At 33.2% G+C, this 13,175-nt stretch carries 11 protein-coding genes; 8 read left to right on the top strand and 3 right to left on the bottom strand.

Annotated elements, in window-relative coordinates; all coding sequences use genetic code 11:
• Window positions 1–21 precede the first annotated feature (21 nt).
• From gldK to topA, 3 genes are all read right to left on the bottom strand, one after another.
• Window positions 22–1,389: a gliding motility lipoprotein GldK gene (gene gldK / locus Ollyesu_RS07635; RefSeq protein ID WP_279300643.1), complete on the bottom strand. Its 1,368-nt coding sequence runs from the start codon at window positions 1,387–1,389 to the stop codon at window positions 22–24.
• Window positions 1,390–1,553: 164 nt separating this feature from the next.
• Window positions 1,554–2,720, bottom strand: a complete 1,167-nt coding sequence (locus Ollyesu_RS07630) for a formimidoylglutamase (protein ID WP_279300642.1) — start codon at window positions 2,718–2,720, stop codon at window positions 1,554–1,556.
• Window positions 2,721–2,726: 6 nt separating this feature from the next.
• Window positions 2,727–5,237, bottom strand: a complete 2,511-nt coding sequence (gene topA, locus Ollyesu_RS07625) for a type I DNA topoisomerase (RefSeq protein WP_279300641.1) — start codon at window positions 5,235–5,237, stop codon at window positions 2,727–2,729.
• 155 nt (window positions 5,238–5,392) lie between these two features.
• Here topA and miaB point away from each other — a divergent pair, with 155 nt between their 5' ends.
• The 8 genes from miaB to groL all read left to right on the top strand — a co-directional run bounded on the left by miaB (window position 5,393) and on the right by groL (window position 13,108).
• Window positions 5,393–6,838 (top strand): tRNA (N6-isopentenyl adenosine(37)-C2)-methylthiotransferase MiaB, encoded by a 1,446-nt coding sequence (miaB, locus tag Ollyesu_RS07620; protein ID WP_279300640.1) that lies wholly within the window; start codon window positions 5,393–5,395, stop codon window positions 6,836–6,838.
• 29 nt (window positions 6,839–6,867) lie between these two features.
• Entirely contained in the window at window positions 6,868–7,800 is a 933-nt protein-coding gene (locus tag Ollyesu_RS07615) for a hypothetical protein (RefSeq protein ID WP_279300639.1), read from the top strand.
• 18 nt (window positions 7,801–7,818) lie between these two features.
• Entirely contained in the window at window positions 7,819–9,090 is a 1,272-nt protein-coding gene (locus Ollyesu_RS07610) for a sigma-54 dependent transcriptional regulator (protein ID WP_279300638.1), read from the top strand.
• Between the two features lie 28 nt (window positions 9,091–9,118).
• The gene (locus tag Ollyesu_RS07605) at window positions 9,119–9,625 is read left to right on the top strand and encodes an LptE family protein (protein WP_279300637.1); all 507 of its coding nucleotides are present in this window, start codon (window positions 9,119–9,121) and stop codon (window positions 9,623–9,625) included.
• 26 nt (window positions 9,626–9,651) lie between these two features.
• On the top strand, window positions 9,652–10,575 hold the full coding sequence (locus Ollyesu_RS07600) for a hypothetical protein (RefSeq protein WP_279300636.1): 924 nt from the start codon (window positions 9,652–9,654) through the stop codon (window positions 10,573–10,575).
• Between the two features lie 13 nt (window positions 10,576–10,588).
• A complete protein-coding gene (secG, locus tag Ollyesu_RS07595; RefSeq protein ID WP_279300635.1) occupies window positions 10,589–10,933 on the top strand; it encodes a preprotein translocase subunit SecG in 345 nt (114 codons plus the stop codon).
• Between the two features lie 142 nt (window positions 10,934–11,075).
• Window positions 11,076–11,354, top strand: a complete 279-nt coding sequence (locus tag Ollyesu_RS07590; RefSeq protein WP_279300634.1) for a co-chaperone GroES — start codon at window positions 11,076–11,078, stop codon at window positions 11,352–11,354.
• A 119-nt stretch (window positions 11,355–11,473) separates the two neighbouring features.
• Complete coding sequence (groL, locus tag Ollyesu_RS07585) at window positions 11,474–13,108, top strand: chaperonin GroEL (RefSeq protein WP_279300633.1); 1,635 nt, start codon at window positions 11,474–11,476, stop codon at window positions 13,106–13,108.
• Window positions 13,109–13,175: the final 67 nt, after the last annotated feature.

Raw genomic sequence — 13,175 nt, 5'->3', positions numbered from 1 at the left:
AATTTAGTTATAGTTTTAATTTTACTTTCTTGCATTAGCGGTTACGTCTGTTCCCATATAATCTTGAACAGTTCTGAAACCAATGTAACTTCTTGCAGAATCTGCATATTCATAATCTCTTGAGCTTACTTGTAGGAAATAAGCAACGTCTTTCCAAGATCCACCTCTAACGACCTTTCGAGCATTATTTGGATCATTAACACTTGGATTAATTGTTGATGCGTATTCATATGATGCTGGATCGTAAGATGAGTCTACCCATTCTGATACATTTCCTGCCATGTTATATAAATTAAAGTCATTAGGCTCATAAGCATCAGCCTCTACAGTATATAAAGATTGATCTGCTGCATAATCACCACGTAATGGTTTAAAGTTTGCCATGAAACAACCTCTATCGTTTTTAGCATAAGGTCCTCCCCAAGGGAAAGTTGCAGCTTGTAGGCCACCTCTTGCAGCATATTCCCACTGCGCTTCTGAAGGTAATCTGTAACGACCTACGTTATGTATTTTTCTTGATCTTCTGTAATCGTTGTGGTATTTAGTTCTCCACTCACAAAAAGCTTTTGCTTGTTGCCAAGACACACCAACTACTGGGTAATCACTATAAGCATCATGCCAGAAATAGTCGTTATGCATAGGCTCGTTATAAGAGTAAGCAAAATCTCTAATCCAAGCTGTAGTATCTGGATAGATTTCTACTTCTTCTTTGATTATAACATCTTTACGACGTAAATTTTTATTTTTTGCTGCTTTAGCAATATCCATATAAGTATATTGAAACTTAAATTTAGTAACATCCCAAGTACGTTGACCATTATAAGATTCTTCTAAAGGTAAATACATAGTATCCATTACCTCTACATAATATTCGTCTGGATAATCTTCTGTATCGAAAATTAAATCGATATCATAATTCAGTTTTCTACCTTCATAACCTGTTTCTCCTAAACCGCTGTAGTTATCGATCATATATTTCTCATAAGCAGACATGTCTGTAGTATCTGCATCTTTAAATGCAAATTCTCCAATACCTCCATCGTCTTCAGTCATTCCAACCTCATCTGCAAGAATTGCTAATTTAGTACGAATGGTTGAGTCTCTTACCCATTCTACAAACTGACGATACTCACTATTTGTGATTTCCGTTTCGTCCATATAAAAGGAAGCTACTGTTACTGTTTTGGCAGGTGCATCTTGGATGCCAGCAAGATCATCGTCTGCTTTACCCATTATAAATGCTCCACCAGGTACTAATGTCATTCCATATGGTTTTTCTGGATGCCATTTTTTTCCTTTTGCTCCTACTAGTTGACCTTTATCTTTTGATCCACAACTTACTAATAGTGCGAAAACCGCTGTTAATAATACAAACTTCTTCATATTCATTGTAAAACTCGAGGTTAATTTTATACTCTTAAATTTTTTGAGAGCGTAAACATATTTATATATTTTCTAAAAAACAACTTTTTAACGTAAAAATTTTACATTTCATCGTAAAAAATTTACATTTTAACGATGTAAAAGGTCGTTAATCTGTTTATCTATGACCATTAAACATTGTTCTTTTGATACGCTTTATACCATCTTTCTGGTATTTTATCGTTACAAGCATCTAAATAATCTTGATGCGTGCAAGGTAATAACGTATGCTTTTTTAATTTATTATTAACATTTGATAAAAATGGTATTTCTATCCACCAACGTCCAGTTTTTGTACTTTTATAAAATATTAACTCATGGGATTCGGCTAAAGTAATGAATTTCTGGTGATTCTCGTCATTAGAAAAATCATCATCCTTCACTCTACAATTAACACCTTCAATAAAGTACCATATCATTTGCGAAATAAGCATTGAAGTAATTTCATCATCTTGTGATGGTTTGTATTCGTATATACCGAATGAGGAAACTTTATTACTTATGCCTGCATAACGTGCAACAGCACAAACTTCTTTTCCGTCTAAGCCATTAGGTGATACTTTTTGTTTTAAGCTTACTTCTGCTGCTTTTAAAACACCAAGATCCAAGGTTACAATATTGGCATCTCTCATAACAGGCTCAACTAACGTTATATCATTTGAAACTTCTCCTAGTCTATAAGATTCAAAATATAATCGCTCCATCAAATCTATTTCCTCTTGGCTATTAAAATAAGTTTGATATCCAATAGTTGAATAATTAAATAAGTTATACGGTTGGTCTAAAATAACTTTTCCAATAAAACTGTTATTTTTTATAGGCTTTGACGAATCTCCTAAATCAAAAGATTTGTCTACGTTAACAATGTTAACCATTGGCATCAAACTATCGTAAGCACGATAATTAGCATATGTTAAGTCTTGACTTCCTCCTATGATTATTGGAATAATTCGTTTTTGAATAAGGATTGTTAAGGTTTCTTTAAGTGCAAAATAGGTGTCTTCGACTGTTTCACCTTTTTCTATATCGCCTAAATCTGCTATAGTTGTTGACCAACTTCCTGGAAATAATGTATACAAGGATTTTCTAATTTCGTTTAAATTGAAATCTTCACCTATATAATTAACATCGTTTCTGTTTTCTAAAACGCCAAGTATGACAATTTTAATGTCATCTAATTCTGGAATTCCTTCTTGTAAAGAATGAATTTTAATTTTTCTACCTAGACATAAAGGTGATAATAATTGATTATGTGCTAGTACTGTATCTGAAACTGGAGACAAAAAATTAAAATTCATTGGATTCTATTTCTTTTTAGCTGTCGTTTTTTTCTTGGTTGCTTTTTTCTTTTTTGCAGGTGCTTTCTTTTTAGGCGCCTTTTTCTCTATAATATCCTTAACTTCTTCTAAAGTTAAAGCAGCAGCATCTACAGTTTTAGGTAATTCTATTTTTATTTTTCCTTTTAAGATATTGTGTCTTCCCCATCGTGCTTTTTCTACACGAATCCCTTCATCTTCCCAATTATGGACAACTTTATCTATTTCTTTTTGGATTTTAGCGTCTATTAACTCTTCAATATCTGTATCTGATAAGTTATCCCAATCATATTTTTTATTGACATTAATAAATAAGTTATTCCATTTTATAAATGGTCCAAAACGACCTTTACCTTTAGTGACACCATGTCCTTTATAATTATATATAGGTGCATCTGCAATTTCTTTTTCTTTAATTAATGCTATTGCATCTTCAATTTCTATATTTAAAGGATCTTGTCCTGGTGCTAAAGACACAAACTTTTTACCATACTTAACATAAGGTCCAAATCGTCCGTTATTAACTTCTACAACTTCATCTTCATATTTACCTAATGTTCTAGGCAATTTAAATAAGTCCATTGCCTCTTCATAAGTAATACTACCCAATTGTTGGTCTGGTCCTAAACTTGCAAAGGTTGGTTTTTCGTCATCATCAACCGTTCCCATTTGCACCATAGGTCCAAATTTACCTAAACGCACACTAACTTGTTTTCCTGTTTTTGGGTCTTTACCTAAAATACGTTCTCCAGATTCGCGATCTGCATTTTCTTTTACATCTTCTACTACAGGGTGAAACTTCTTATAGAAGGATTTCATCATCTTTTTCCAGTCCTCTTTACCTTCTGCAATATCGTCAAATTGGTTTTCTACTTTTGCTGTAAAGTTATAATCTAATATGCTTTCAAAATGATTGACTAAAAAGTCTGTAACAATCATTCCTATATCTGTTGGTACTAATTTACCTTTATCAGACCCTACTTTTTCTGTAAGGGTATTATCGTTAACTTTACCTTCTTCAAGAACTAACTGAGTATAGTCTCTCTCAACACCTTCAATAGTACCTTTCTCAACATAATTTCTATTTTGAATAGTTGAAATAGTTGGCGCATAAGTAGATGGTCTACCAATTCCAAGTTCTTCTAACTTTTTAACCAAAGATGCTTCGGTATATCTATATGGTGCACGACTGTATCGTTCTGTAGCAGTAATGTACTTGTTTAATAACGTTTCGTTTGTTTTCATTGCAGGAAGCATGCCTTCTTGCTCTAAATCTTCGTCATCTGTACCTTCTAAATACACTTTTAAAAATCCATCAAACTTAATCACCTCTCCATTAGCTGTAAAGGTTTCATTATGTGTATTAGCTTCAATTTTAACATTGGTACGCTCTAATTGTGCTTCACTCATTTGCGAGGCTATAGCGCGTTTCCAAATTAAATCGTATAAACGTGCTTGATCGTAATCTATATCTACAGTGTGCCTTGTAAAATCTGTAGGTCTAATAGCTTCGTGTGCTTCTTGTGCTCCTTTAGATTTTCCTTTAAAATTTCGCTCTTTTGCATATTCTTTACCATATGCAGCAACTATTTCTTTTTCTGCTCCTTTGCGTGCTTCGTCAGATAAGTTAACACTATCTGTTCTCATGTAAGTAATTAAACCCGCTTCATACAATCGTTGAGCCATAGTCATGGTTTTACTTACCGAGAAATATAGTTTACGCGATGCTTCTTGTTGTAACGTAGACGTTGTAAATGGTGCAGCTGGTGATTTTTTTGCCGGCTTTTTAATTAAGTCAGCTACTTTAAATGTAGCACTGGCATTACTTTCTAAAAAATCTTGAGCTTCTTTTTTTGTAGAGAATGTTTTTGGAAGTTTAGCCTTAAACGATTGACCTGCTTCATTAGAAAACTCTGCATCTATCCTGTAAGAGGCTTCTGGTTTAAAATCTTGTATTTCACGTTCACGCTCTACTATTAGTCTAACCGATACCGATTGTACTCGTCCTGCTGATAAACCTCCTTTTACTTTACGCCATAATACAGGAGACAACTCATAACCCACAATTCTATCTAATACACGACGCGCTTGTTGCGCATCCACTAAATCGTAATCTATTTGTCTTGGATTATCTACTGCTTTTTGGATGGCAGATTTGGTAATCTCATGAAAAACAATACGTCTAGTCTTGTCTTTATCTAAATTTAAAGACTCTGCTAAATGCCAAGCAATTGCTTCTCCTTCTCTATCCTCATCACTTGCTAACCAAACCATTTCGGCTTTTTTTGCAAGGTCTTTTAATTTTTTTACTAGTGCTTTTTTATCTGAGGACACCTCGTATTTTGGATCAAAATCGCCATCTACATCAACACCTAATTCTTTAGAGGGTAAGTCTGCAATATGACCAAAACTAGATTCAACTTTAAAATCTTTTCCTAAAAATTTTTCAATTGTTTTTGCTTTTGCAGGTGACTCAACTATAACTAAATTCTTCGCCATTCTTCGGTTTTTGTGAGTGCAAAGGTATATCAAAAAAAATTTATCATCCTAATTTTATAAGTTTTAGGTAAAATTTTAAGTCTGTCAGATTGTCATAATTTTAAAATAATCCTATCTTTGCATGCTTATTGAATGTGAGTGATTTCAATATATTTATGGAAAAGACAATAGACGAAACTAAACAAGGGGAAACATTAGTGATTCCTCAAAAAAAGGAAAACACTAAAAAACTTTTTATTGAAAGTTATGGGTGTTCTATGAATTTTAGTGATAGCGAAATTGTTGCGTCTATACTTCAAAACGAAGGTTTTAATACCACAAAACATCTTGAGGAAGCCAATTTAGTATTGGTTAATACTTGCTCAATACGTGATAAAGCAGAACAAACTGTTAGAAAGCGTTTAGAAAAATATAATGCTGTAAAACGAATTAATCCTAAAATGAAAGTAGGTGTTTTAGGGTGTATGGCAGAACGCTTAAAAAGCAAGTTTCTTGAAGAAGAGAAAATTGTAGACCTAGTGGTTGGACCTGATGCTTATAAAGACTTACCTAATTTAATTGCTGAAGTTGATGAAGGTCGTGATGCTATAAACGTTATTTTATCCAAAGAAGAAACCTATGGAGACATCTCTCCTGTACGATTAAATAGTAATGGTGTAACAGCATTTGTATCTATTACCAGAGGATGTGATAACATGTGTACGTTTTGTGTGGTTCCGTTTACTAGAGGACGCGAGCGTAGTCGTGATCCACAAAGTATTATTGAAGAAGTTAATGACTTATGGAATAAAGGTTATAAAGAAATAACGCTTCTTGGTCAAAACGTCGATAGTTACTTATGGTATGGTGGAGGATTAAAAAAAGATTTTGAAAAAGCGTCAGATTTTGAAAAAGCAACCGCAACAGATTTTGCGAAACTTTTAGAGTTATGTGCAAAAGCACAACCTAAAATGCGTATTCGATTTAGCACGTCTAACCCACAGGATATGCACCTAGAAGTGATAGAAACTATGGCTAAATATGATAACATTTGTAATCATATCCATTTACCTGTTCAAAGCGGTAGCAATCGGATTTTAAAAGCAATGAATCGTTTACATACCAGAGAAGAGTATTTCACCTTAATAGATAACATCAAAAAAATAATTCCAGGATGTGCTATTAGTCAAGATATGATTGCTGGTTTTCCAACCGAAACTGAAGAAGATCATCAAGACACATTAAGTTTAATGGAATATGTAAAGTATAATTTTGGTTATATGTTTACGTATTCAGAACGTCCAGGGACTTTAGCAGAACGTAAATTTGAAGATGATATTCCAGAAACAACAAAAAGTAGACGTTTAAGCGAAATTATTGCACTTCAACTTAAACATAGCGAGTACAGAACACGTCAGTTTTTAAATACAACTGTTGAAGTATTAATAGAAAAAGAATCTAAAAAATCTAACCAACAATGGTCTGGACGTACACAACATAATATTGTATGCGTATTTCCAAAAGCACAATACAAAGTTGGTGATTTTGTAAACGTTAATGTAACAGATTGCACCAAAGCTACACTTATTGGTGAAGCTATCGGACTATCCAATAACAACTAATTTTAGAAAAACGAATTAAATATATAATCATGAAAAAAATATTGATTGCAGTATTATCATTAAGTGTATTCACTGCTTGTGAAAATGAACCTCTTGAAGGATTTTTCCCTGGAACAGATGGGATAACTAATCCAGGTGATGGAAATCCAGGTGGTGATGGAACAAATCCATTACAATTGGATAATTATACCTTTGATGTTGATACCGAAATTCCGTTTTTGGGCCCAATTACTATCAACTCAGATTTTATATTTAATGCCAATAATAAAGTGTCATCTTTAGATGTAGAGACTATAGCTTTTGGTTTTCCAATCATAGCAACTGGAACTATAACTAGAGACGGAAATGGTAAAATTATTGGTGCTAAAAACTTTGAAGGTACCACACAAATAAACCAAACAGACGTATTCTACTCGTCAGGAAATACTATTTCTCAAATTGTTTATGACGATTTTGAAGATGATGCTGAAGATTACACCTATGATTTTACTACCTCAGGAAATACAATTACTAAGACTGAAGCAGGAAATCCAATATCTACAGTGTACACAACAGACGCATTAGGAAGATTGATTAAAAAAGAGTCTTTTGAAGCTGGCGCAAGTATTCAGGTAGAAAACTTGACTTATGATGCCAATGGTAATTGCATAACAGTTATTTCTTCTGGTGAAAATGACAATAATACAACCTATGGTTTTGATGGATTTACAAATCCATTAAAAGACGGATTTAGTGACCAATACTGGTTAACTATATTAGATGATGATTACGATTCTGAAGCAGGTCCGGCAATTGTACAGTTTCATAGCACCAATAACTGGAGTTCTGTGTCTGCAGACGGAAGTACGGTTACTTTTATGATAACTTACGATGCTGATAATAGAATTGAAAGTAGAAATGGAACATTCTCTTTAGATGGTGTAGATTTAGTACAAGAAGAAACTTTTAATTACGTCAACTAAAAACAATTAATTTTTAAAATGGAATCGGTTCAATCCATAAAACAACGCTTTGGAATAATTGGAAATAGCCCAAGTTTAAATCGTGCTATAGAAAAATCAATCCAAGTAGCGCCTACAGATATATCTGTGTTGGTTACAGGAGAAAGTGGTGTTGGTAAGGAGAGTATTCCTAAAATTATCCATCAATTATCACATCGTAAACACGGAAAATACATTGCAGTAAACTGTGGAGCAATTCCAGAAGGCACTATTGATAGTGAGCTTTTTGGGCACGAAAAAGGTGCATTTACAGGTGCTACTGCAACCCGAAGTGGTTATTTTGAAGTTGCAGATGGTGGTACTATTTTTTTAGATGAAGTTGGAGAACTTCCACTAACTACGCAAGTCCGCTTATTACGTGTTTTAGAAAATGGCGAGTTTATTAAAGTAGGGTCTAGTAAAGTACAAAAAACCAACGTACGTATAGTAGCTGCTACAAACGTTAACATGTTTGAAGCTATTAAAAAAGAAAAGTTTAGAGAAGATTTATTTTATCGCTTAAGTACTGTGGATATTAATCTTCCACCCTTACGAGAACGCCAAGAAGACATTCATATTTTATTTAGAAAATTTGCTAGTGACTTCGCATTAAAATATAAAATGCCAACTATTAAATTAACTGATGATGCTATCCAATTATTATTAAAATACCGTTGGAGTGGTAACATTAGACAATTACGAAATGTTGCAGAACAGATTTCGGTTTTAGAACAAAATAGAACTATAAGCGCAGCCACTTTAAATAGTTATTTACCCTCTGGAAGCACTAATCTTCCTGCTGTTATTAATACTACTAAATCCGAAAGTGACTTTAGTAGCGAACGTGAAATATTGTACAAAGTCCTGTTTGATATGAAAGCTGATTTAAATGATTTAAAGAAGCTAACCATGGAACTAATGAAAACTGGCAATGCAAAAGATGTTCAGAAAAATAACGAGACCTTAATACAGAAAATTTATGGCGAAGATGAAGATAAAGCAGAGTTTGATGAACAAATCCAAGATTTGGAAATTTTATCCATTTCTGACAATGCATCCAACACTTCTCAACCAGAAATAGAAAACACTAAGGACAAATATCATTTTGCAGAAGAGATTGAAGAAGAGGAAACCTTGTCTTTACACGATAAAGAGCTAGAGTTAATTAAAAAATCTTTAGAGCGTCATAACGGTAAACGTAAACTAGCTGCTGAAGAATTAGGGATTAGCGAACGTACACTGTATAGAAAAATAAAGCAATTTGATTTGTAAATTGTCGTTATCAAGTTAAAAAACATCAATGAAATATTTAAAATACAGTTTACTAATCATTATCGCTTCAACAGTATTAGGATGTGGAGCCTACTCTTTTACAGGTGTCCAAGATCTTGGTAATGTCGATACGTTTCAAGTTAATTATTTTCAGAACAATGCTGCACTAGTTGAACCTGGACTAGAACGAGATTTTAAAATAGCTTTAGAGGATTTAATACAAAATCAAACCAACTTAAGTTTAGTAACTTCTAATGGAGACTTGGTTTACGAGGGAGAAATCACAGAATACCGTATTTCTCCAACCACAGCAACTGCAAACAGTACTGCTGCACAAAATAGGTTAACAATAAGTGTTAACGTCAGATTTTATAATAAAAAAGATGATGAAAACGATTTTGAAAGATCGTTCTCATTTTTTTATGATTATGAAGGAAGTGAGTTATTATCTGGTTCGACAAAAACAACCGCTTTTGAAGAAATTTTTGAACGTTTAACACAAGATATTTTTAATGCCTCTTTAGCTAATTGGTAAAAAACCAATTGAATAATAAGAAATGTATGAATAGTACAGAATTTACTACTTTACTTCAAAATCCACAATTAATTAGTGATACTCAAACTAATGCATTGGATGATATTTTAGTAGGGTTTCCTTATTTTCAATCTGCTAGAGCTATACACCTTAAAGGCTTAAAAAACAAAGATAGTTTTAAATACAACCAAGCTTTAAAAACAACTGCAGCTTACACCGCAGACAGGAGTATTTTGTTTGACTTTATTACGTCTGATACGTTTAATCAAAACGAAATTTCTGAATATATCAAACAAAACACTGCTTATATTAACGGTTTAGATGTTGTTGTAGAAGATATTTCAGTAAACAAAAGCGTAAGAATTGATGATGCTTTAAAACAACAAATAGAAGCTACTAGAGAAACTATAAATCCAGAATTGTTTCAACCTAAAATAGAAAAACAACAAATAGCAAACTTCAATTTAGATACCAATGAAGCTATTGAAGACGTTGAGTCAGATTCGACTAAAACAATCTCTGAAGAGACTAAATCTATTTTAAACTTAGGTAAACCTTTACAATTTGACAAATCAGAAACTCATAGTTTTAATGAGTGGTTGAGCCTGACAAGATTTAAACCCATACAAAGAGAAACAACTCAGGAGACAAAAAAACAAAACACAGATGTTAATCTGGACCGATCTAAAAAGTTTGAGTTGATTGATCAATTTATTACTAAGAATCCTAAGTTGGAAGCTAAAAAATCAACCACCTCAACACACAACATAGCTAAAGCCCAAATGATACAGCCTGAAGCGTTGATGACAGAAACTTTAGCCCGAATTTATGTGGAGCAAAAAAACTATAAAAAAGCCATTCAATCTTATAAAATTTTAAGTTTGAAATATCCAGAAAAAAGTGGTTTCTTTGCAGACCAAATTAAAGCAATAGAAAAATTACAAGAATAAATACAATATTATAATGAGCACATTTGCAATCTTTTTAGTCCTAATCGTAATAGTAGCATTTCTACTAGTAGTGGTAATCATGGTTCAAAACCCAAAAGGTGGAGGATTATCTTCTTCTTTTGGAGGAGGCGGAACACAACAATTAGGTGGTGTTAAAAAAACAACAGACTTTTTAGACAAAAGTACTTGGACGTTAGCAACAATCTTATTAGCATTAATTTTAGCATCAAGTTTAGGCATAAATAAAAAAGGTGTTACTACAGAATCTAAAATAGAATTAGATGGTATTGAAACTCCTGCACCAGCAACTACTCCTGCAGTAGACGAAGGAACTAAAGTTATTGATTCAGCTAACTAGTATTAGATTATACAAAACACATTAATGCCAACTGATACAGTTGGCATTTTTTGTTTCTGCAAGTTTGTCAGTTGTTTTGTATTGGCACATTTTTGGCTTAGTAACAATCACAAATATTCTAATTAATTAAAACATTTATACAATGAGTAAATTAAACATTAAACCACTTGCAGACCGTGTGCTTGTAGAGCCACTACCTGCCGAAACACAAACAGCTTCTGGTTTATATATTCCAGATACAGCACAAGAAAAGCAACACAAAGGAACCATAGTAGCAGTAGGTAACGGGAAAAAAGACGAACCGTTAACTGTAAAAGTTGGTGACACTGTTCTTTACGGAAAATACTCAGGATCTGAAATTAAATTAGATGGCCAAGAGTATTTAATGATGCGTGAAGAAGATATAATGGCAATTATTTAATTGCCAAATTCCAATAAATAAATAAACAAATTCCAAAACTTTCAATTGAAGCCTATTAATTCCTTTTGGAATTTAGGATTTGAATATTGAAATTTAAAATTTTAATAAAAATTTTCATTATGGCAAAAGATATAAAATTTGATATAGACGCACGTGACGGATTAAAACGTGGTGTAGACGCTTTAGCAAATGCAGTAAAAGTAACCTTAGGACCAAAAGGAAGAAACGTTATTATTAGTCGTTCTTTTGGTGCACCAATTGTAACTAAAGATGGTGTAAGCGTTGCAAAAGAAATAGAATTAGAAGATGCACACGAAGACATGGGTGCACAAATGGTTAAAGAAGTCGCATCAAAAACTAACGATTTAGCAGGAGATGGTACAACAACAGCTACCGTTTTAGCTCAAGCTATTGTTAAAGAAGGATTAAAAAACGTTGCTGCAGGTGCTAATCCTATGGACTTAAAACGTGGTATAGATAAAGCAGTAGAAGCTATTGTTACAGACTTAGGAAAACAATCTAAAGAAGTTGGAAATTCTTCTGAAAAAATAAAACAAGTAGCTTCTATTTCTGCAAATAATGATGATGTTATTGGTGATTTAATAGCAAAAGCGTTTGGAAAAGTTGGTAAAGAAGGTGTTATTACTGTTGAAGAAGCAAAAGGAACCGAAACCTATGTAGATATAGTTGAAGGTATGCAATTTGACAGAGGCTATTTATCGCCATATTTTGTGACTAACAGTGATAAAATGATTACTGATCTTGAAAATCCTTATGTGTTATTGTATGATAAAAAAGTATCTACAATGAAGGATTTACTACCAGTTTTAGAACCAGTTGCACAATCAGGAAAACCTTTGTTAATTATTGCTGAAGACGTTGATGGTGAAGCATTAGCTACGTTAGTAGTTAATAAACTACGTGGTTCTCTAAAAATTGCTGCAGTTAAAGCACCAGGATTTGGAGATCGTAGAAAAGCTATGTTAGAAGATATTGCAATCTTAACTGGTGGAACTGTGGTGTCTGAAGAAAGAGGATTTACTCTAGAAAACACTACGTTAGACATGCTTGGTACTGCTGAACGTATTACTATTGATAAAGACAATACAACTGTTGTAAATGGTGCTGGTGACAAAGCATTGATAAAAAACAGAGTAAATCAAATAAAAGCTCAAATAGAATCTACAACTAGCGATTACGATAAAGAAAAGCTACAAGAACGTCTTGCTAAATTAGCAGGTGGAGTTGCGGTTTTATACGTAGGTGCTGCTAGTGAAGTAGAGATGAAAGAAAAGAAAGACCGTGTTGATGATGCTTTACATGCTACACGTGCTGCAGTAGAAGAAGGTATTGTTGCAGGTGGTGGAGTTGCATTAGTGAGAGCTAAATCTGTTTTAGAAAAAATTACTACAGAGAATTTAGACGAGACAACTGGTATACAAATTGTTGCTCGTGCAATCGAATCTCCTTTACGTACTATTGTTGAAAATGCTGGTGGAGAAGGCAGCGTTGTTGTTAACAAGGTTAGCGAAGGTAAAAAAGACTTTGGTTATGACGCAAAATCTGAAACCTATGTAGATATGCTTAAAGCAGGAATTATTGACCCTAAGAAAGTAACTAGAATTGCTTTAGAAAATGCAGCTTCTGTTGCGGGAATGATATTAACTACAGAGTGTGCTTTAATAGACATTAAAGAAGATGCTCCTGCTGGAGGAATGCCTCCAATGGGTGGAGGAATGCCTGGAATGATGTAAAAATCATAAGCTTATGATATAAAAAAAGCCTCAACAATTGTTGAGGCTTTTTTAATTTAAATAACCA

The sequence above is a fragment of the Olleya sp. YS genome, assembly GCF_029760915.1.
Taxonomy (GTDB): Bacteria; Bacteroidota; Bacteroidia; order Flavobacteriales; family Flavobacteriaceae; genus Olleya.
Note: the sequence above shows the minus strand (reverse complement) of the source record. Positions and strands in the feature narration are given on the sequence as shown.